Genomic DNA, 21,016 nt, shown 5'->3' on the forward strand with positions numbered 1-21,016 from the left:
TTGTTGACCGACTCTGACGTGGACGCCCTGGCTTCGGAATTCCTGCAGTCGCGGTATCTCGGCCCGATTTATGCCGACTGGTCCCCCGATCGACGCCTGGACACATTCCTGCGGCGCCGTGGCCTGTCTCGCGTTGCCGACGACGGCGACCTGGCCAACAGCGTCCTGGAACGAATCATGGTCCACGTGGGCCGTACCTCGCGGTTGGCGCGAGGCTGATCGTTTCCCGCGGGTCGCGCCACGCGAGGCCCTGCCGGGCTCAGTGGCGTTGTTCCGAAGGCAGGTAACGTTTCTCGACGGCGTCCACCAGTTGCTGGCGGATGCGTTCCAGATCGGCGGCGCGACGGGCTTCCAGGTCGTCCTCCCAGGCCGCCACCCGCGTCGCGAGCTCCTTGTCGGCGATGGTGCCTTCCAGCCAGTGGGAGAAGTCGCCCCGTTCGAGATGGTATTCGAGCGCTTGCTGGTCGAGATGCCGCAACGCGACCGTGAAGTCATGCATCGTCGCGGCCGGGGCGATGGGCAGGCCGTCAGGGTTGTGGAAGTAGAACCGCCGCTCCGGCGGAAGGTGGATGTCGGCGTATTTGTGGCGGTGCCGGACGTGCCTGGTGTGGCGTTCCCCGATGGTGAACTCGCGGGGCAGACCCGAACCGAACCGGATGGTGGCGCGGCGCCGGGAGGCGAGGTCCGTGTCCGTGTCGGACCGGGTGAGCGCCAGCACGACGTCGCTGCTGTCGGCCTCGTGGGCGGGCAACGATGCCGGGACAAACGAGCACAGGACGTAGCCGCCTCGGCGTGCCCAGTGAGCCTCCTCTCCCATGCCGAGGAGGTGGGCCTCGTCGTACACCACCCAGTGCGGGTAGCCGTATTGTTCGCGGTGCGCCTCGGCGGTCGATCGGAGCCGATGCACGTAGTCGGTCTTGCTCGGCTCGGCGAGTCCCGACAGATCGACCACCATGCCGGAGTTGGGACGCAACGCGTTGACCAGCTCGGCGGGTTCCGGGAGGTGGTGGCCGCCTTCGACGACCTGCACGTGGCCGAGCTGCTGCAGCTGCAGGTGATCACCCTCGGGGTCGATGACCAGAACGCAGTAGCCGGCCGAGACCCATCGCTCCGCCATCAGGCCGACGAGATAGCTCTTGCCCGACGCGGCCGGGCCGGTGACGAGGATCCGCGCCTGGCTCCCCGGCAACCTGGTGGGGGTCCCGTCCTCGAACGTTCCGATCTCGAGCCAGTGGCGCGACGGGCAGAATCGTTCCGCCCCAGAAAGATACGGGCTGTTCAGCAGTCCAGCGACACCGCCTCCATCCGGCTCGTCCAGGACCACGTCGGCGAATCGCCGCACCGACGAGACGGCGTTGGCCACCGCCGCACCGACCTCGGCGACGCCGAGCAACGACAGATCGTTCTCCGCGTCGCCCACGGCCACGGTGTTGTGGGGCGACAGGTTCATCGCCTCCAGGAGCGCGGTCAAGCCGGTGCCCTTGGTGATGCCCGCCGGCAGCACCATCAGGGCGGCCCGGTTACGGACCAGCTGGTAGTCCATTCCCAGCTCACCGATCACCTCGGCGACGTCCGCGACGTGCTCACCGTCGACGGCCACCAGCACCTCGCCACGCCGGAACGGGATCCCCCGATCGTTGAGCGCTTCGTCGAGCTCCGGACCCACCGCCGGCGTGAGCGACCGGGCCTCCCCGTCGAACCACACCACGGCACCGTTCTCCAGCACCAACGCATCGACGTGGCCGGCCAACTGAGGGAACTCGGCGTGCAATTCGGCCCCGATGCGGCCCGTGACCACCACGATCGTCAGGCCGCCGCCGCGTGCCCGGTCGATCGCCCGCAGGACCTCTGGATCCAGTTTGCCGCCCGACGTGAGGGTGCCGTCGAGGTCGACCGCGACCACCTTGAAAAACGCCAAAGCCTCGCCCACCTGTATTCGCCGAACGCAATCCGAATGCTGGCGCCGGGAGATCCGATCTCCCGATGCCCATGCTCAACGTATGGCCGGCCGCCCGTGGCCTTCTAGGGCCGTTCGTCCCGTTCCGCTTTGACGAGTGGCCCGGACGCGTCACGGCGCCGAGCCGTCAGGCGGCGCCCAGCGCATCCTCCAGCTCAGCCAGCGACTGCTCGGTCAGGGGTATCAGCGTCTCGATGTCGGGCACCACGTCGCGGCCCGCGGCGTAGCCGAATCCGACCCGGTCGGCGTAGGAGCACGTCGTGATGTTGAGCCCATGGCCGTCGTAGACCGTCGAAACCGGATACATTTCCTCGATACGCGCGCCGTTCCAATACATTTCGGCAGCCGGGCCGCGAACGTGCGAAATCGGCAGGTTGTATCCGGTGCGGATCTTCGGCGTGAACGGCAGCAGCGGGCCGATCGCCGTCGTCGCGATGCTTCCGGCGTTCGTCAGCAGTGACGCCGCCGCTCCCCGTTTAGCCACCCAGTGCTTTCCCTCCGACATCGATCGGTGAATGGCATCGAGTCGGGCCAGCGGGTCATCCAGATCGGTGGCCAGCGGGCACATCCAGAGCCCGAACCTGTTGCCATGTCGATCGTCTGGCGATTCGCCCTCCCGGTCGCGCACCGTGATGGGGCAGGCGGCCACCAGTGACCGCTTGGGCAGCTCCCCGATATCCAGCAACCAGCGGCGCACCACCCCGGCGGCCATCGCGGTGAGGACGTCGTTGACGGTCACGCCGGCCGCCTGCCGCACGGCGTTGATGCGATCGTTTGCCCAGCTGCCCGCGGCCACCGCGCGCTCGGGGCCCAGGCGGGCGTTGAACCGGGTGTAGGGCGCCCCGAGGGGCAGCGCGGTGGTGTGCCCGACCAGGGCGTCCAGCACGGTGGCGATCTCGCCGGTGGCCACCCGCCCGACCAGCCCCGCCCCCGACACGGCGGCGCCGGTGAGCGACCGTAGCGGCGACAACAACCGGGAGATCAGCCCGCCCGACTCCGGCGACGACCCCGCGGGCTCGCCACAGGAGTCGGCATAAAACGGTGCCATCGAGCGCCGGTCCGGGTCGTCGCTGAGCGCATCGGTGATCATCCGGAATCCGGCCACACCGTCGACGACGGTGTGGTGCACCTTGATGTAGAAGGCGAACCGGCCCCCGTCGAGGCCGTCGATCAGATACGACATCCACATCGGCCGTGACCGATCGAGGCCCAGTGCGTCCAGCTCGCCGATCAGCCGCCACAAACCGTCCCCGGAGACGGTGCGACGCTGGCAATGTCGGCTGATATCAACGAGATCCATGTGCCGCCAGACCCACATGCCACCGGTGTCCACACCGCGGTGCGGATACTTGCGCAACCGGGGATCGATCGAGCCGTTCCCGGCCAGCGTCATCCGATGCAACTCGTCGACGTAGTCGGGCCCGGCGTCGCCGGGCGGCGACAGGATTAGCACGGCACCGACGTGCATCGGGTTGGACACCCTCTCCGCGGTCATCATCGCCGCGTCGAGCGGATCTAGCGGGTTCATCGTCGAACCTCCGCGGCTAGGCGGGGCGGTCGTGCTCGTCTACGGTACCGGTCAGCAGGCCCGACTGCTGCAACGCCGCCTCGACGAACCGCTGCACCGGTCGCGCGCGGAAGAATCCGGTGTGCCCGCCGCGGTACCAGACGATTTCGGGTTTGCCCCAGTGCTCCCAGAGGCGGACGACCTGCTCGCGTGGGTGCACCACCTGATCGGCGACGCCCGCGTAGATGAACCGGCCCGGCATCGGCACGAGCGGGGCCAGTGACAGGGGTGACGTCATCCGTCCGATGGGCTCGGCGAGTTCGATCGTCTGGCGGCGGGGATCGCCGGCGGCAAGCCCGGAGTGCCGACTGAGCAGGCCGACCAGGTCCGCGACCGGGACACCGAGGATCGCGCACGTCAGCCCGGTTTCGAGGCTGGCGACCAACGCTGTGATGTAGCCGCCCAGCGACAAGCCGTTCAACCCGATCTGCGATTCGGGCTCTTGGCGGCGTATCCAGGACAGCAACCGCCGGATGTCCCACACCGCCTGCCCCGTCGCATGTACGTCGTCGAGGACGTCCTCTCCGGGGAAGACCGCGCCCTTCGGGAGGCCCCTGGCGCGGGGCCCGTGCATCGGGAGGACCGGCATGACGACGTTCAAACCGAGATCTTCGTGCAACCGCCAGGCCCGGAACAGGGCGAGATCCAAAGCGGCTCGGCCCATTTCGGTTCCGTGGATGCACACCAGCCATGGCCGCGGTTGCGGATGGCGAAGCAGCAGGGCGTATTCGCGGTTGTTCGCGGTGTAGCCCATCCACCGGTCCGCGCCCGGCTCGCCGGGCCGGGGCAGATACCCGCTGTCGAAGGACATGCGATAGAAGGTGCGCTTGCCCTTCTTGACCTTTCGCACGTCGACGTCCGAAAGCGGTGGCGGGGCACCGAAAAACCTCTTGGGGTTGTCGAGCCATCCGCGGTCGCCGTAGAACTTCAGCCCGGCGACCACCTCGCTCGTGATCCGCTCGAATTCTTCGGGGCGGCTGACCGGGCGTCGCGCCTTCAGGCCCAGCAGGACGACCTCGTCGCGAAACGCCTGCGCCGCCAGGGCGAGGGTGGGTCGCGCGATGGGAAGCTCGTCGGGCGCCTGGCTCAGGTAGTCGCGCCACGACTCGGCGACGTACCGACCGGTGCTGGTGAACGGTTTGACGGCGCTGCCCAGGCCGACGCCCCCGGGCGGGGTCAGAGGCAAAGGGCCCGGGCGCCGGGGAGCACCGTTGTTGGTCGATACCGCCATGGTGGCAAGTTAGCAGGCGCGCAAATCGGCGTGTTAGGGACTTACGGCCCGGTCACGGCCGCGAAAGTCCTTGGCCGTCAAGCCGAGGGCCGGCGCCCCGGCCCGGAGCCCCCTGACCGGGCGCGAAGGGCCTTCCGTCACTCGTGTCAAAACGACCGCAAGCAAGCATCGAGGCGGTCCGCAACGCGCATCAAGTTCTTCCGGAACGTGGTCCGAAGCGCCGGTCAGGCCGTCAGCAAGCGCGACGACTGAACCTCGCCCGCACGGGCTGCCCGCTCATTCGACGTCCGGCTCCCCGGACAGCAGCAGGATGGCTTCTCGCGCGGCACGCTGCAGTTCGACCGCGGCGGTCCAGCTGTTGCCCGAGGGCCTGATGGGCTCACCGACGGTGATGTCGATGGCCCCATGTCGCGGGAAGTGGTGTTCTGGACGCAGGATGGTCCGCGTCCCGCGAATCCCCACCGGGGTGACGGCCACCCCGGTCCGGGCGGCCACCACGAAGGCACCCATGTGAAACGGCCGCAGGCCGGGCGCGCGGGCCAGGCGGCCTTCGGGGAAGATGACGAGCGACTGGCCGGCACGCACCAGCCCGGCCAGCCGGTCGGCGTCCGCCACGCCGTGTTCGCGCTCGTGGCGCTCGACGAACTGGTGGCCCAGCCGCCTCAGTACGAATCCGTTGATCCCTTGATGCTCAAGGACTTCGGCGGCGACGAAGCGAAACGATTGCGGCATGACGCAGGCCAGCGCCAACGGATCGATCCAGCTGGGGTGGTTGGCCACCGCGATTGACGCGTCCGGGGGAAGGTGGTCAAGGCCGTGCACGGTGATCGCGGTTCCCGTGAGGCGGGCCAGCAGCCGGACCGCCGCCCGCGCCACCTGCCACCGCCACCCCGCGCGTGGGAGCAGCAGCACCAAGACGGCGACCGACAACCCCAGCATGGTGTACACCGCCCACGCGTAGCCGGCGAAGGCCAGATCCGCCCCGGCGCGCCGGGCGCGGCGCAGCGACGGTGCCGCGCCGCGCAGGCGGAGCCGGGCCAGTTCCCACCACAGCGCGCGCGGTCGCGCGCCGATCTTGCCGGCCTGGTAGATGGCCCGGCTGGCGGACCGGCGGATCTTGCCGCTGGATGTCTTCAATACCGTGCGCGGCGGCGCCAGCACCACATCGTCGGGCGCTACCCCGAGCAGATCGACTGTGGTGGCTGCGATTTCGGAGCGTAGTGCCGCGCGTGCGTCGTCCCGCAGCGCTCGCGTCTCGGCCATGACGACGAGCCGCTCGGGGCCGCCGGAGGGATCGGGAGAGGCGAACACCGCGACACAGCCCTTGCGGACACCTTTGATGCCGCCCACCGCTTCTTCCAGTTCCGCGGGGTGCAGGTTGCGCCCGGCCCGGATGATCATGTCCTTGATCCGGCCGGTCACGTAGACGTCGGCCTCGACGGTGTACCCCAGATCGCCGGTGTCGAGCCAGCCGTCGTGGAACAGTGCGCGCGTCGCCGCCGGGTTGTTGAAGTAGCCTGCTGTCGCCGACGGCCCGCGAAACTCGATGCGGCCTTCGCGGCGGTCGCTCAACTCGTTGCCGGCGGCGTCGACGATGCGGATTTCATGTCCCGGCAGCGGCCGGCCGCAGGCGACGAATCGCCGGTCCCGCTCCCCGGGCCTGGCGGGCTCGGCCCGCCCGGACCTTGCAAAGGTGTCTCGGCGGATGCGGTCGATCACCGGACCGCGGCCGGGCGGCGGGAACGCCAGTCCCACCGACGACTCCGCCAGCCCGTACACCGGTGTCATCGCTTCCCGGCGAAATCCGTACGGGGCGAAGCGATCACCGAAGCGCTCGATGGTGTCGGCGCTCACCGGTTCGGCACCGTTATAGGCCAACCGCCAGCTGCTGAGGTCCAGTCCCTCGATCTCGTCGTCGCGGATCTTCGACAGACACAGTTCGTAGGCGAAATTGGGTCCGGCCGACATGGTGGCGCGGTTGGCATGAATCGCCCACAGCCATCGCGACGGGCGGATCAGGAACGCCTGCGGGCTCATCACCACCAGCGGCACACCGAAGTACATGCAACCGAGCCACGCACCGATCAGGCCCATGTCGTGGTAGAGCGGCAGCCAGCTGACGAACGTGTCCGACCCGGTCACCCCGGCGGCCTGACCCATCACCCGGATGTTGGCGAGCAGGTTGCGGTGTGTGAGTGCGACCCCTTTGGGCTGCCCGGTGCTGCCGGAGGTGTACTGCAACAGTGCGAGGTCGTCCGCCCGCGGCCGGGCAAGCGGTGGTGTGGCGCCTTCGCCTGCGCGCGTGAGGGATTCGGGTACGACGACGTGACGCAGGCTTTCGACATTCGAGCGCAGCAGGTGGCCGAGGGTGACGGCCTCGTCAACCGTGACGAGCAGCGTGGCACGGGCGTTGCTGAGGATGCCTGCGGTGCGGCGCAGGTGATCCGGCAGCTGGGACGGGCGCGCCGGCGGGTAGACCGGGACGGGCACGGCGCCGGCGAGGACCACGCCGGCGAAGGTCACGAAATACGCCCTCGAGGTGGGCAACATGATCGCGACCGCCTCGCCCGGCGCCACGTCGTGTGCGATCAGCCCGGCCGCCACGGCCGCCGCCTCCCGGTGCAGGGCGCCATAGGTCATGTCGGAGCCGTTCGGGGGGTCGCCCGTGTCGTCGAGGATGCGCAGATGGGTCCGGTCGGGCGTGGCATCGGCGTGCCAACCGAGCATGTCGTTGAGGCTCTGCGCGGACTCCGGCGTCGAAGCGGGCGGCGCGGTAGCCGGCAACGAAACGACACCACGGCCCACCCGCACCGCAGGACGGCCGCGCGCCAGGGCCGGATTGAGGGCCGTCACGAGGTCGCGCGGCGTCTCGGCACTGGACAGGATGTGCGGCGGCAACGCCACCCCGAATTTGTCCTGGACCCGCAGCAACAATTCCGCCAGCTCCAGGCTGCCGATGCCGAGTGTGTCGAAGGGGCTATCGAGCGTCACCGATGGCGACGCGGCCTGTGGGTGAACCTCTTCGACGAGGCCTCGCACCAGGGCCAGGACCGGAGGAGCGCAGTCTTGGGTCGCCATTGGTCACGAAGCGGCCGGGGATCCGAAAGCGCACCCGATGAGCGACTCCATGGCACGACTCCTCGAACTGCAATCCTCGAACTGGCGAATCAGTCCTCATGGTGCGGGCGTGCCCGGCTTTCCGGTAAGGGCGCAAAGCCATCAAACCGCGGGGCGTTTGTCACTCGGGGCGCTAGTCGAATGCATGGATCACCTGGCGGGCCACCTGCCCGATCTGCTGGTACATGGCGCGATCGAGGGGCAGATCGCGGAAACGGGGGATCTCCCCCGTCGTGGTGACCACGCCCGGTTCCTCGTGCGCCCAGTGGGCGTCCACTTTGTCGCCCAACGCGCGCGCGGGCGGATTGTCGGACAGCACGCGGGCGTGGAACCGCTTGATGCCGTCGACGCGGGCCGCGACCGCCAGTGCGCCCAGCAACAGCGTGCCGATTCCACGGCCCTGGTAGCCGTCCGCCACGGTGAGCGCGACCTCCGCCGAGGCCGGATCGTCTTGATCCCGGACGAAACGGGCGTCAGCGACGACCGGGCCCGTCACGCCGTCGGTGACGACCCAGACGAAGTGGTCGACATAGTCGACCTCGAACAGATAGGTCAGCCGCGCGTCGGTCGGGGCGCCGCCCTGGTACCGCCGGTACAGGGTCTCGCGCGAGAAGGAACCGCTGCTCTTGAACCGCTCGGCGTCACCGGGCAGGACGGGGCGCAACGAGAGCGCGGCGCCGTCTTTGGTCGATACCGGGATGGGGGCGACGTAAGCGGCCAGCCGCTGCCGCGCGGTACGCAGCAACCTCTCGGCGATGACCGGCATGGCCAGCATGAGGTCGAAGGCGGCGCTGTATCCGGTGTAGCCCGACACGTCCTCCCGCGCGGTCACCGTTGCCGTCCGGCTCGCGTGGCGCAGCAAAGCGATCTCGCCGACGACGGTCGCGCACGACAGCTCGGTGGTGATCACCCGCCCCTTCGGGCCGACATGCCTGATGGCGACCGAGCCGGACGCGATGATCGCGAATGATTCCGCTGGCTCCCCCTGCCGCATCAGGACCTCGCCGGCGGCGGCATGCAAGGGCTCGAGGAGGGTAGCCAACCCCGCGAGGTCCTTCGCCTCGATATCGGCGAACACCGGCAGCGCCGCCAGTTCCTCGGCGCTGACAGACATCACAGCGGGCCACCCGTCAGCCTCAGACTCCGTCCCGAGTCACACCCCGATTGCGAATCCATTGCTAATGCGGTCATCTCGCCGAATTCGGAATCCAGGACCCTTGAAACGAGTAACGTGGCCATGCACCATCCGCGATGTACGGTACGCGACCGGCACCGCCATCGCCGGAGAAGTAAGTAGGTGACCGCAGTGACAAAAGACCCTGCCGGACTGGGACTTCGGCAGGCCGGAAGTAAGACCAAAGCCTTTCGGTACTCGTGCTCTTGGCCTCTACGGCCGGACCTTCGGGACTGGTCGAATGGATCGTTACGGCTAATGGGGAGGGGACATGAATACAGCGAAGTGGCGGCAGCATTGGCCTCAGCGTAAGCCCACGGCCGCGATCTATCAGCTGACCGATCGCCTCCACGAGGGACATGTCGCCCGCGTGCCCGCCAATCAGATTCCCGAAACCGTGTCCGCCTGGCTGGCCGAACTCGGTGCCCACAGCCCGTTGGTCGACGACCTCGAGCGCGCCGTTCGAGGCGGCGACTGGTCCGCGGCGCACGCCCTGGGCGAGTGCCTGTCCATCGAAATAGCCCCGACGGACTGAGAACCGCCGCCGGTCGGACGCGGTCCCCGGGGACGTTTGCCGACCTTCCACGTGACTTTCGTCTCTATCGCCGGACCGCCACCCTTCGCAGGATCGAATCATATGCCGGTGCAGCACGCCACCGGTTCCCGTTTGGCAGCAATGGATTCGAGCTATGAAAGCATCACTCGCCTCAACGGAGAGGCCCGATTTCCGCAAGATCGAGAACCGCGCGCCGTCGGTGGCACAGATGTTCGTCAACCGCGTCGCCGCCACCCCGCACGCGGAGGCCTTTCGCTACCCACAGGACCACACCTGGGCAAGCGTGACCTGGCAGCAGGTCGGCGAGCGTGTCAATAATCTCGCCGCGGGCCTGATCTCGCTGGGAATCGAGCACGAGGATCGGGTCGCGCTCGCGTGCGCGACCCGTTACGAGTGGGTGCTCGTCGACTTCGCGATCATGTGCGCGGGCGCCGCGACCACCACGGTGTACCCGACGACCAACGCCGGCGATGTCGCCTACATCGTCGCCAACTCCGGCAGCCGGGTGGTGGTCGCCGAGAACCAAACTCAGCTGGACAAGCTGCTCGAGCACCGCGCCGAACTGCCCGATGTGCGCAAGGTCGTCATGATCGACGGCAACGGCGACGGCGACTGGGTGATCTCCCTTTCCGACCTGGATCTGTTGGGCAAGCAACTGCTTGCCGACTCACCCGAGGCCGTCAACCAGCGGATCGCCGCCGTCGGCCCCCAACAGCTGGCCAGCCTCATCTACACCTCCGGCACCACCGGGCGGCCCAAGGGTGTGCGGTTGACGCACGGGGCGTGGACGTACACCGCGGCGGCCATCGATTCGCTGGACATCCTGGGCCCCGACGACCTGAATTTCCTCTGGCTGCCGCTGGCGCACGCGTTCGGCAAGGTGATGCTGGCGTTGCCCCTGCAGATCGGTTTCCCCACGGCCATCGACGGCCGGGTCGAGAGGATCATCGATAACCTCGCGGCCCTGCGCCCGACCATCATGGGCGCGGCGCCGCGCATCTTCGAGAAGGCGCACGCCCGCATCCAGGACATGGCCGCCGAGCAGGGCAGGCTCAAGAAGATGGTCTTCGATTGGGCGATCGGGGTCGGCCTGAAGGTGTCGAAAGCCCGGCAGGCCGGCAAGGCTCCCTCGCTGGCGTCGTCGCTGTCCTACAAGGTCGCCGACCGGCTGGTGCTCTCCACGATCCGGGAACGGTTCGGCGGGCGCCTGCGGTTCTTCGTCTCCGCGGCCGCGGCCCTCGACCGCGACGTCGCGCAATGGTTCGACGCGGTGGGCATCATCGTGCTCGAAGGCTACGGGCTGACCGAGACGGCGGCCGCATCGTTCATCAACCGCCCCAACGCATACCGGTTCGGGACCGTCGGCCGGCCCTTCCCGGCCACCGACGTCAAGATCGCCGACGACGGCGAGATCTTGCTCAAGGGGCCCGGTCTGATGACCGCCTACCACGGCCTGCCGGACGCCACGGCCGAGGCGCTCGACGGGGACGGCTGGTTCCACACCGGCGACATCGGGCAGATCGACGCCGACGGGTTCCTGCGGATCACCGACCGCAAGAAGGACATGTTCAAGACCTCGCAAGGCAAGTACGTGGCGCCGTCGGCGATCGATGCGCGGTTCAAAGGCTCTTGCCCGTACGTGAGCGAGATCGTCGTCTACGGCGAGGGCAAGCCATACTGTGTCGCTCTGGTCAGCCTCGACACCGAGGCCATCACCGACTGGGCCGACAAGAACGGTCTGGCGGGTAAGTCGTTCGCCGAGATCGCGCATGACGACAAGACCCAGGAGCTGATCGCCGGCTACATCGACGCCTTGAACGCCGAGCTGAATCGCTGGGAGCAGATCAAGAAGTTCACCATCGCCGACCGCGAATTCACCGTGGAGTCGGGCGATCTGACGCCCAGCATGAAGCTCAAGCGCAAGGTGGTCATCGAAAAGTTCGCCGACCCCCTGGACGCCCTGTACGGGTGAACGGCGCCTCTACCCGTTCTTGGTGAAGCTACGGCTGGACCGAGACGACGGTGACGGTTCCCGACCAGTAGTCGCCGACGTAGAGCCGTTCGCCGTCGGCGCTGACTGCCAGCGCTTCGGGATGACCGTCGAAATCGATGGTGTCCGTTACGCATTGGGCGATGGTGTCGACGATCGACACGCTGCGCCCGCCGAAGTTGCTCACATAGGCGTATTTGCCGCTCGGGCTGATCCGCACACAGCGCGGCAGGTCCCCGGCCGGCATTCGCTCCGCTTCGCCGGCGACCGTGTCGATCACCGACAACGAACCGCTGTTCACCACAAACGCCCGCAAGCCATCCGGCGTGATTTGCGCCTCGATCGGCTTGTCTCCCAGGTTGATTGACCTGACGTCGAAGGACACGAGATCGATTGCCGAGACACGGCAATGGTCATAATGTGTCGCGCACAGCAGCGACCCGCCGATGGTGATCATGTCGGGCGCGCCGATCAGGTCAACCGTGTGGATCACCGCATCCGTTGCGGTGTCGATGACCGCGAGCGAACCGGCGTCGTATTGGCGGTGGTGATCGCTGGGTCGGCACAGCCCCACGTACAGGCGTTGGCGTTCGGCGTCGGCCACCAGGCCGGTGACGACGCGGCCGTCGAACGCGGCCACGGCGCCGCCGATGGCGGCGCCTTCGCCGAGCGCCCACACCAGCCCTCGATTCGCGGCATTGCCGGCCGCGTAGACCACCGCCCCATCCGGTGTGTCGACCTGCTGCACGCAGCACGCGCCGGGAATGACACCGACGCGGTGGTCGGATATGTCGATCACCGAGATCGAGCCACCGTGGTTGACGGTGTACAGCCGGCTGCCGTCGGCGCCCATCGTCAGCGCCCTGGGATGCGCCCCGACCGGGATCGCGCACGAGACCTCGTGCTGGCTGCTGATGAATGCCACCGAGTCGCTCAGCGCCGCGTAAGCAACCGAGTTGCCGGGATTGGCGGTGAGGTCGTGCAGCCGGTCGTCGAATGTCACCTGTGCGATGACGGATCCCCCGGTTCGTCGTTCCACCCGTCCCATCGTTGGCAAGCCGGCGGCGAGGAAGTAGGGAAGAAAGTCATCGAAACGACCGCTTCGGTCCGGGAAGCGGCGCCGGGCGTCGCGGCCGCGCAAGGTCTGGGACCTTAGACCCGCAGCCAGGGGCCAACGGCCCTCGTGTCGTCACTGTCGTGCTCCATACGGTCGGGTGAACAGCAAAAGACGACGCAAGCAGTGGAGGGATGGCATGCACGCAGATCGCCTTAAGGGGCTGGCGAAGGCGCAGGGCCCGTTCGTGTCGGTGTACTTCGACGACTCGCACGACACCTTGGACGCCGCCGAGCAGCTCGAAGTGAAGTGGGGCGACATCCGCAGGCAACTCGAGGACATGGGCGCGGGCACGAACGTCCTGGGCCTGCTCGAGCAGGCCGTGCTGCATCATCGGCCCGCCGTCGGTCGGCGGGGCCGCGCCGTGATCGCGACGGGCGATCAGGTGCTGGTCGACGAGCCGCTGATCGCCCCACCGGCGGCCACGGTGGTGCGCCTCTCCGATTACCCGTATGTCGTGCCGTTGATTGGTATGCAGGTGCAGCACCCGACGTACGTGTTCGCCGCGGTCGATCACACCGGGGCGGACATCAGCCTCTTTCAGGGCGGTGCCGTCACCTCGAAGACTGTCGACGGTGGCGGCTACCCGGTGCATAAGCCGGTCACGGCCGGCTGGAACGGGTATGGCGACCTCCAGCACACCACCGAGGAGGCGATCCGGATGAACTGCCGTGCGGTCGCCGACGAGCTCACCCGGCTGGTGGACGAGGCGGACCCCGAGGTGGTGTTCCTCAGCGGGCAGGTGCGTTCGCTCGCGGACGTGACGGTCGAGCTGCCGGAGCGGGTGGCCGTCCGGGTCGTGCAGCTGCACGCCGCCGCCCGCAAGACCGGTATCGACCAGAACGAAATCCGCGAACTGACCGCCGCCGAGTTCGAACGCCGTCGAAGCGCCGAAATGGCCGGCGCCGCCGAACGATTCGAAGCCGAACAGGGACGCCACTCCGGGCTGTCGGCCGACGGCCTGGCCGCCGTGTGCGCGGCGCTGCGCGACGGGAACGTCGACACGCTGCTCGTCGGCGACCTGGGCGACGCCACGGTGGTTACCGGCCAGGCGCTGACCACGATCGCTCCCGATGCCGATGCGCTGTCCGAGCTGGGTGAACCGGTGGAACGGGTGGCCAGGGCCGACGAGGCGTTGCCGTTCTGCGCGATCGCGGTCGGCGCCTCCCTGGTGCTGGCCGGCAACCGGATCGCGCCCGAGGCCGGCGCCGGCGCGTTGCTGCGGTATGCCGCGACCGACAGAGTCGCGGGTCGCCGAACTTAGGGAGCTCACCATGAGGCGTTTCATCGATCGGGCCGACGCGGGACGCCAATTGGCCTCGCGGATGGGATATCTGCGCGGGCAGGACGTTGTGGTACTCGGCCTGCCGCGCGGCGGGGTTCCGGTGGCTTTCGAGGTCGCCAAGGCGCTGCACGCCCCCCTCGACGTGCTGTTGGTGCGCAAGCTCGGAGTGCCCTACCACCGCGAACTCGCGTTCGGCGCGGTCGGCGACGGCGGGGTGCGGGTATTCAGCGACGCCGTGGTTCGCGAGGCCCGGCTCACCCACCAGGAGATGGCTGCGGTCGAGGCCCAGGAGCTGGCCGAGCTGCAACGCCGGTCGGAACGCTTCCGCGGTGCGCACCAACCGGTTCCGCTGGTCGGCCGGATCGCGCTGATCGTCGACGACGGCATCGCGACCGGCGCCACCGCACAGGCCGCCTGCCAGGTGGCCCGGGCCGAGGGGGCCAGCAGGGTGGTGTTGGCCGTTCCCATCGCGGCGGCGGAGACCGCCCGGCAGTTCGCTCAATACGCCGACGAGGTGGTGTGCCTGGAGACGCCGGTGCCGTATCTGGCCGTCGGCCAGGGATACCGGCACTTCCCTCAGACCTCGGATGACGAGGTGGTCGCCCTGCTCGAAAGCGCGCGAGACGATTTCGGGGTGGTCGCCGCCGACACCGATGATCCGCCGCTGCGCGACGAGGAGATCTGGGTGCCGACGGGACCCGTTGCGGTGGCCGGGCACCTGACCATTCCCGAGCGCCCCAAGGGTGTCGTGGTATTCGCCCACGGCAGCGGCAGCAGCAGGCACAGTCCGCGCAATCGCTTTGTCGCCGAGGTGCTCAACAATGCCGGCTTCGCCACCGTGCTCTTCGACCTGCTCACCCCGGCGGAAGAACGCAACCGCGCCAATGTATTCGACATCGCGCTGCTCGCGGGTCGCCTGGTGGACGTGACGGGCTGGCTTGCGGGGCAGCCCGACACCGCCGCATTGCCGGTCGGCTACTTCGGCGCCAGCACCGGGGCGGGCGCGGCGCTGAGCGCCGCTGCCCATCCCGGGGTCAAGGTCGCCGCGGTTGTGTCGCGCGGCGGCCGGCCGGATCTGGCCGGCGACGCGCTGAGCCACGTTGACGCCCCGACGTTGTTGATCGTGGGCGGACGCGACGAGATGGTGCTGGCGCTCAACCGGCAGGCCCAATCGAAGATCCCGGTCGAGTGTGAGGTCGCTGTGGTGCCGGGCGCCACCCACCTCTTCGAGGAAACGGGCGCCCTGGCGCAAGTGGCTGTGCTCGCGCGCGACTGGTTCACCGAGCACCTCGCGCAGCTGGAACACTGAATCCGTTTGCACCCCTGAGGATTTCCGTTTGCACGGAGCATTTCCGTTTGCACGCCTGTGAGGGTTTGGGGCGGCGGTCCCGGACGGGGGGATGCCGGGACCGCCGCGGATTCAGTTGGTCTATCGGTGTTCAGCCTGCCGGTGTGATCAGGCCGTAGTGCCCGTCGTAGCGGTGATACAGCACGCTGCCACGGTCGCGGGCGGTGTCGACGAAGAACAGGAAGGGCAGGCCGAGCAACCCGATCCGCTCGATGGCCTGCTCGACGTCGAGCCGCGGGGCGGGCTGCGGGCTGACGGTCAGCGGCAGACGGGACGGCGCCAGCTCGCCGGCGGCCGGATTGACCTGTGCCAGGCGGTATTCCGTCGGCCTGCCGCGATACAGGACGCTGTCTTGGCGGGTGCCCTGCTCGGTGAAGAGGTGGAAGTCGTAGTCGAGCTGTTCCATCTCGTGCGCAGCCTCTTCCACCGTGCAGGTCGGCAGGCTGTATGACTTGTGCCGCATGATTCGGCGTTCGTCTTCCGGCCGCGGGAAGTACTCCGGCCGGTGCGTCGGCTCGCTCTCGTGCCGCCATTCATGCGGACCGCGGCGGGGCACACCGCCCCGTTTGGCCTCCCAGTGCTCGGCGGCGCGCTCCAGCTGGCGGCGTAGCCGCGCCTCGAGCCGATCGATCGCCTCCCGCTCGGTGGTGCCTTCGACCTGCGCACGCACCGGCCGGCCGTTGACGTCGAGGTTCGCCTGAGCGATGACGCGGCGAGCCACGGCGGGGTCACCGTGCTCGCTCAGCCTGACGTGGGCGTCCAGCACCGGTTCGTGGGTGAGGTGGCTGAGCTCGCCGATCTTCGTGCGTGCGTAGTCCTCGGCATCGGGCAGCTGACCGTGCGTCGTCACCCGCACTTCGAATGCGGCCGGCAGATCGGGGCGTTGTCTCATGATGGCTTTCGTTCTCCGTCGTGTCGCTCAGTGATGCAGGCCCGTGACGGGCTCGTGCGTACTGGCCTGGATGTCGGTGGATGTCGCGGCGAACAGCTGGTTCGCCAGATCGGACAGCGCGCGGGCGATGGCCAGCTCGTCGCCGATGGCGGCCACCGGCGGGTCGGCCGGATCGAGTCGCGCCAGGCCGGTGCCCACGAGCGTCTTGCCCGCCCACGACAGTCGTGCCTTGGCCCGCGTCCGTTCGTCGCGCTCTTCGACCAGCACGTCGATGTGGCATTGCTTGGTGCCGTCGTCGGTGTTCGTCATCGCCAGATCTCCTCGGGTTGCCGAGCGTTTCCTCGGCGCTATTGATGCGACCACTTCGTGCCTGTGCCCGAGTAGGGGCGGAAGTCCCGAATCGCCGGGCCGTTCGTCGGCCACGCCACGCCCGGCCGGGCCCGTTGAAGGCAGATCAGCAAATGCGCGGACGCGCACGAAGAATGCGCCGACTTAATCGACATTATTGCTGGGCTTAATCGACAGTTTCGTTCGTGTATATCGACGTGCCCAACAGTAACGGGCGTGTCCGACGTCCCGACACAGACCAAGTACCTGCATGCCTCGCGGGGCCGCCGGTCGTCGCCCCATTCGGGCGACGACCGCGAACAGGCGATCCTGGCCACGGCCGAGCGCCTGCTGCAGGAGCGACCGCTGGCCGACTTTTCCGTGGACGACCTAGCAAAAGGCGCCGGGATTTCGCGCCCCACCTTCTACTTCTATTTCCGATCGAAGAACGCGGTGCTGCTGTCGCTGCTCGACCAGATGAACGGCAAGGCGCATGCGGCACTGAGGAATCTCGGCGGGATATCGTCCGGCGACCCCGCGGAGCTGTGGCGGGCGCGCATCGAGGCGTTCTTCGAGGTGTCGGGCTCTCACCCGGCGGTCGCCGTGGCGGGCGCCGCGGCGAAGGCGACCAACCCCGAGGTGCGGCAGTTGTGGTCGGCGCTCATGCAGCGGTGGATCTCGCTGACCACGGCGGCCATCAAGGCCGAGCGCGGTCGGGGCGCAGCGCCCGACACCATCCCGGCCGAGCAGCTGTCGGTCGCACTGAACATGTTGAGCGAGAGGGTGATGGCCGCGACGTTCACCGCCGAGGACGAGGCGATGCCGGAGGACAGGGCGGTCGAAACCTTGCTGCACATCTGGCTGGCCAGCATCTACCAGCGCTGAGCGAGGGCCCCCCGGGCGCGGTCGAGGCTCTGGTCGATCAGTCGGTCGACCGCGCCGAAGTAGGTTGGTGACGGCGGCTTCCCCGCCAGCTCGGCGATCGCGTTCTGTTCCCCCGAAACGTCTGCCGCGTCGAGGTTGTCGGACATCCGGTCGGCGTGCACCGTCAGCCCCGCCAGCAGTTCGCCGCATTGGGATCCGGCGACGAGGCTGCGCCGGGCCAGAGTGCGCAGGGCGTCCCATTCGGCGTGCCAGGCGCCGTCGGGCCGCTCGTCGTTGGTCAGCGCCGCGGCGGTGTGCAGGGTGGCCGCCAGCTGGGGTGCGGACAGGGCGGCCCGGCGGATGAGGATGGACAGCACCGGGTTCCGCTTGTGCGGCATGGACGACGACCCCCCACGGTTTGCGGCGCCCGACTCGCTCAGCTCGCCGATCTCGGGACGGGTCAGGGTGACGACGTCCGAGGCGATCCGGCCCCAGGAGTCGGTGCAGCCGACGAACGCGTCGGCCGCCGCGGTGACCGGTGTGCGCGTCGTGTGCCACGGCGGCCGGGAAACCAAACCCAAATCCGTTGCGACGCTGTGCACCAGGCCGGTGGAGGCCGCGGCTGCGTCGGCGGCGCCGGTGAGCAGCGCCGCCAGCTCGGTGCCGGCGGCCAAGGTGCCGGCCGCCCCGCCGATCTGTACGGGGCAGACCACCGCGGCCAACCCCTCGAAGGCATCGACGGCACCGTTCAGCCAGCCGGCCACCTTCGCCCCGAACGTGGTGGGCGCCGCGTGCTGGGTGAGGGTGCGTGCCACCATGGGCGTCACCCGGTGCAGGGTGGCCAGCTCGGTCAGCGTCGAGATCTGACCCTTCAGTTGTGCGGCCAGCTCCCCCACGACCTCGCGCACGCCGAGCATCAGGCCGGTGTCCAGCACGTCCTGACTGGTGAGCCCGCGATGGATCCACGGCGCCACGGCCGGCGCGGCGCGCTCCCGCAGCAGGCCGACGAGGCCGATCACCGGGTTGCCGCCACCCTCGGCGCCAACCGCCAGGGCCTCACAATCGTTGGGCGTCAACAGCATTGGCAGGTCGGCGCCGGCGCACTCGGGTGGGGCCAGGCCCGCGGCGGACAGGGCGTCCAGCCAGGCGGATTCCACCGTGACCATGGATTCCAGCAGGGCCCGATCCGTCATGTGCTCTCCGGCCCGATGGTCTCCGGGCCACAGCAGGTTGGTCATCGCCGACCGCCTCGGTAGGCCAGGAACACGGTCTCGCCCGGCCCCTGCAGGCGAATGTCGAAACGGTAGCCGGGGCACTCGTTTTCGGCGACACACAGCAGGGTGGCGCGGCGCTCGGCGTCCAGGCCCGCCAGCAGCGGGTCGGCGCCCAGGCCACCGTCGGGCAGGTATGCGCGGGTGTACAGGCAGTCCAACAGGCCCCGCGCGAACACGGTGAGGGCGAAGAACGGCGGCCGGGCGGCGTCGGTCGAGCCGGGCGTCACGGTGGTGAAGCGGTAAGCACCGGCGGCGTCGGTCGCGCACCGACCCCATCCCGTGAACGTCGCGGTATCGCGGCGCAGTGAACCGGGCTGCTGGATGACGCGCCCCGCGCCGTCGGGCTGCCACAGCTCGACCAGCGCGTCCGGTACACCCTCGCCCGCGCCGTCGTAGACGGTGCCCCGCAGCCGGATGGCGCGCGGATGGCCCTCGCCCACCAGCGCGCGATCGCCGGGATAGGGCAAGCCGAGGTCGAGGAACGGTCCGACCGTTTGTCCTGGGGTGCAGCAGGATTCAGCCATCGTCGTCCTCGACGGGCGTTCTCCGCGCGCCGGCCAGCACGATGTCCCAGCGATACCCGGTCGCATACTCGGGCTCGGTGAGGTCGTGGTCGTAGCGGGCGATCAGCCGTCGACGCGCGGCGGGGTCGAGCACCGATTGAAAGATGGGGTCCAGGTCGAACATCGGGTCGCCCGGGAAGTACATCTGGGTGACCAGGCGCTGGGTGAACGCGGTCCCGAAGACGGAGAAGTGGACGTGCGCGGGACGCCACGCGTTGCGGTGGTTGCGCCACGGGTACGGCCCGGGCTTGATGGTGACGAAGCGGTACGAGCCGTCCGGCCCCGTCAGGCACCGGCCCGCCCCGGTGAAGTTGGGGTCGAGCGGGGCGGGGTGCTGGTCGCGCTGGTGGCGATAGCGGCCGCCCGCGTTGGCTTGCCAGACCTCGAGAAGCTGTCCGGCGACCGGTTTGCCCGATCCGTCGAGCACCCGCCCGGCGACGATGATCCGTTCGCCCAGAGGTTGGCCCGGATGGCCGGCCGTCAGGTCGGCCTCGAGCGGGTCGACGTCGCGGTGGCCGAAGCACGGTGCCCAGCGTTCGATCTCTTCGGGATCGACCGCCACCAACGCGCGGCTGGGATGGCGCAGCACGGTGCCGCGGTAGGGCGGGTAATCGAGCCGGGGCTGCGCTTCGGCCCCCCGGTATTGGGCTGCGATGGCGGCGATCTCGGCCGTGATGTCAGCCTGAGACGCGACGCACTCGGCGGTCATGAGCCGTGACGCTACTCTCGATGGCCGCGCACGCCGCGCATATCAGCGGCGCGATCGCCGTCAGAGGGAGCGCACCAGCGCCGCCCGCCCCTTGGTGCGCATCTTGTACAGGGCGGACCCGCGGTACTGCTCCATCTTGGCGGCCATCTTGTTGCCGAGCTCTTCGAGTTCGGCGTCGGTGATCTTCACCTCGGGGGGCGCCGGAATCATGTCGCGCTCCTCTTCGTCGGCGTGGGCCTCCAGCACCGTCTTGAAGGAGTTCCATTCGTCCTCATAACCCGGCGCGCTCTGCGGCGTCTTGAGCAGCACGGAAAGCTGGTCGATCACCTGGCGGTGCTCGGCGTGGGCCACCGCGATCAGTTTGGTGGCGTCCTTGAGGGCCGGGTAGTACAGGTCGTCCTCGATGCGGAAGTGGATGTCGAGTTCGATCAGCATGTCGTCGAAGAGGGCATGCCGCTCCTCGCTGTTCACCGGCGCCTCGCTGACCTTGCGGCCCAGGCCCTTGATCACGATGTGGTGTTCTTTGAGCACGTCGTAGGCGTTCATTTGCCTTCCCCTTCTCCGATTCCCACCGCTGCGCCGAGCCCGGGCTCGGGTTCCGACCGGACCTCGACCATTCCGTTGACCAACCTCGCCTGATAGCACGGCAGCGGCGCCGCCGCCGGGCCACGCAGCACTTCGCCCGACTCGGCCGCGAACCATGAACCGTGCCAAGGGCATACGAGCCGGTCCCGCTCGATCCAGCCGTCGGCCATGGGGGCCGCCAGGTGCGGACACAGCTCCCCGAACGCCGCGACCTCCCCCGGCCTGGTCTGGCAGACCACCAGCCCCACCCCGTCGACCTCGACACGCACCGGCTTGCCGTTCAGCGAGCTCGCGGGCAGCACGGGCTTCCATTCCGTGGTGCGCAGCCGCGCGCCGGACTGGTCGATGCCGATGCCGGATTCGAACACCAACGCGCCGCCCAGGTAGCTGCCCGCGACGGTGATGCCGTAACCCAGTGCGGTGAGGGCGATTCCGCGGCCGTGGCGGCCGCGGCGGCGATCCC

At 68.9% G+C, this 21,016-nt stretch carries 19 protein-coding genes; 6 read left to right on the forward strand and 13 right to left on the reverse strand.

Annotated elements, in window-relative coordinates; all coding sequences use genetic code 11:
* The first annotated feature begins 3 nt into the window (after positions 1 to 3).
* Positions 4 to 219 (forward strand): hypothetical protein, encoded by a 216-nt coding sequence (locus A9X04_RS05905; RefSeq protein ID WP_197509063.1) that lies wholly within the window; start codon positions 4 to 6, stop codon positions 217 to 219.
* Positions 220 to 259: 40 nt separating this feature from the next.
* On the opposite strand, the gene A9X04_RS05910 is transcribed toward A9X04_RS05905, so the two are convergent.
* From A9X04_RS05910 to A9X04_RS05930, 5 genes are all read right to left on the reverse strand, one after another.
* On the reverse strand, positions 260 to 1,930 hold the full coding sequence (locus A9X04_RS05910; RefSeq protein ID WP_231985666.1) for an HAD family hydrolase: 1,671 nt from the start codon (positions 1,928 to 1,930) through the stop codon (positions 260 to 262).
* Positions 1,931 to 2,084: 154 nt separating this feature from the next.
* Positions 2,085 to 3,485, reverse strand: a complete 1,401-nt coding sequence (locus tag A9X04_RS05915; RefSeq protein ID WP_067918634.1) for a wax ester/triacylglycerol synthase family O-acyltransferase — start codon at positions 3,483 to 3,485, stop codon at positions 2,085 to 2,087.
* 16 nt (positions 3,486 to 3,501) lie between these two features.
* Entirely contained in the window at positions 3,502 to 4,755 is a 1,254-nt protein-coding gene (locus A9X04_RS05920) for a S9 family peptidase (RefSeq protein ID WP_067918636.1), read from the reverse strand.
* A 276-nt stretch (positions 4,756 to 5,031) separates the two neighbouring features.
* A complete protein-coding gene (locus A9X04_RS05925; RefSeq protein ID WP_067918638.1) occupies positions 5,032 to 7,833 on the reverse strand; it encodes an AMP-binding protein in 2,802 nt (933 codons plus the stop codon).
* A gap of 172 nt (positions 7,834 to 8,005) precedes the next feature.
* Positions 8,006 to 8,986, reverse strand: a complete 981-nt coding sequence (locus A9X04_RS05930; RefSeq protein WP_067918640.1) for a GNAT family N-acetyltransferase — start codon at positions 8,984 to 8,986, stop codon at positions 8,006 to 8,008.
* A 331-nt stretch (positions 8,987 to 9,317) separates the two neighbouring features.
* Here A9X04_RS05930 and A9X04_RS05935 point away from each other — a divergent pair, with 331 nt between their 5' ends.
* A complete protein-coding gene (locus tag A9X04_RS05935; RefSeq protein WP_067918642.1) occupies positions 9,318 to 9,581 on the forward strand; it encodes a hypothetical protein in 264 nt (87 codons plus the stop codon).
* Between the two features lie 154 nt (positions 9,582 to 9,735).
* Positions 9,736 to 11,574, forward strand: coding sequence for a long-chain fatty acid--CoA ligase (locus A9X04_RS05940; protein ID WP_067918644.1), 1,839 nt, complete (start codon positions 9,736 to 9,738; stop codon positions 11,572 to 11,574).
* Between the two features lie 28 nt (positions 11,575 to 11,602).
* Here the strand turns inward: A9X04_RS05940 and A9X04_RS30265 are convergent, their stop codons facing one another.
* Entirely contained in the window at positions 11,603 to 12,631 is a 1,029-nt protein-coding gene (locus A9X04_RS30265; protein ID WP_156764235.1) for a YncE family protein, read from the reverse strand.
* Between the two features lie 214 nt (positions 12,632 to 12,845).
* On the opposite strand from A9X04_RS30265, the gene A9X04_RS05950 reads away from it, so the two are divergent.
* Both A9X04_RS05950 and A9X04_RS05955 read left to right on the forward strand, forming a co-directional pair.
* Entirely contained in the window at positions 12,846 to 13,970 is a 1,125-nt protein-coding gene (locus A9X04_RS05950) for a hypothetical protein (RefSeq protein WP_067918648.1), read from the forward strand.
* A 10-nt stretch (positions 13,971 to 13,980) separates the two neighbouring features.
* On the forward strand, positions 13,981 to 15,300 hold the full coding sequence (locus A9X04_RS05955) for a phosphoribosyltransferase (protein WP_067918650.1): 1,320 nt from the start codon (positions 13,981 to 13,983) through the stop codon (positions 15,298 to 15,300).
* Between the two features lie 130 nt (positions 15,301 to 15,430).
* Here the strand turns inward: A9X04_RS05955 and A9X04_RS05960 are convergent, their stop codons facing one another.
* Both A9X04_RS05960 and A9X04_RS05965 read right to left on the reverse strand, forming a co-directional pair.
* Entirely contained in the window at positions 15,431 to 16,231 is an 801-nt protein-coding gene (locus A9X04_RS05960; RefSeq protein ID WP_067918652.1) for an HPF/RaiA family ribosome-associated protein, read from the reverse strand.
* Between the two features lie 27 nt (positions 16,232 to 16,258).
* Positions 16,259 to 16,540, reverse strand: a complete 282-nt coding sequence (locus A9X04_RS05965) for a DUF1876 domain-containing protein (protein ID WP_067918654.1) — start codon at positions 16,538 to 16,540, stop codon at positions 16,259 to 16,261.
* Positions 16,541 to 16,795: 255 nt separating this feature from the next.
* Here A9X04_RS05965 and A9X04_RS05970 point away from each other — a divergent pair, with 255 nt between their 5' ends.
* A complete protein-coding gene (locus A9X04_RS05970) occupies positions 16,796 to 17,443 on the forward strand; it encodes a TetR/AcrR family transcriptional regulator (protein WP_067918657.1) in 648 nt (215 codons plus the stop codon).
* Here A9X04_RS05970 and A9X04_RS05975 read toward each other — a convergent pair.
* The 5 genes from A9X04_RS05975 to A9X04_RS05995 form a co-directional block, all read right to left on the reverse strand.
* Complete coding sequence (locus tag A9X04_RS05975) at positions 17,431 to 18,660, reverse strand: lyase family protein (protein WP_067918660.1); 1,230 nt, start codon at positions 18,658 to 18,660, stop codon at positions 17,431 to 17,433. The genes A9X04_RS05970 and A9X04_RS05975 overlap by 13 nt on opposite strands.
* Positions 18,657 to 19,220, reverse strand: a complete 564-nt coding sequence (gene pcaG / locus A9X04_RS05980) for a protocatechuate 3,4-dioxygenase subunit alpha (protein WP_067918662.1) — start codon at positions 19,218 to 19,220, stop codon at positions 18,657 to 18,659. The genes A9X04_RS05975 and pcaG overlap by 4 nt, the downstream gene beginning before the upstream one ends.
* A complete protein-coding gene (gene pcaH, locus A9X04_RS05985; protein WP_067918664.1) occupies positions 19,213 to 19,968 on the reverse strand; it encodes a protocatechuate 3,4-dioxygenase subunit beta in 756 nt (251 codons plus the stop codon). The genes pcaG and pcaH overlap by 8 nt, the downstream gene beginning before the upstream one ends.
* A 60-nt stretch (positions 19,969 to 20,028) precedes the next feature.
* On the reverse strand, positions 20,029 to 20,514 hold the full coding sequence (locus A9X04_RS05990) for a hemerythrin domain-containing protein (RefSeq protein WP_067918666.1): 486 nt from the start codon (positions 20,512 to 20,514) through the stop codon (positions 20,029 to 20,031).
* A partial coding sequence (locus A9X04_RS05995; protein ID WP_156764236.1) for a Rieske (2Fe-2S) protein occupies positions 20,511 to 21,016 on the reverse strand: 506 nt, incomplete at its 5' end. The genes A9X04_RS05990 and A9X04_RS05995, both read right to left, overlap by 4 nt.

The sequence above is a fragment of the Mycobacterium sp. E3247 genome, assembly GCF_001667785.1.
Lineage (GTDB): Bacteria > Actinomycetota > Actinomycetes > Mycobacteriales > Mycobacteriaceae > Mycobacterium.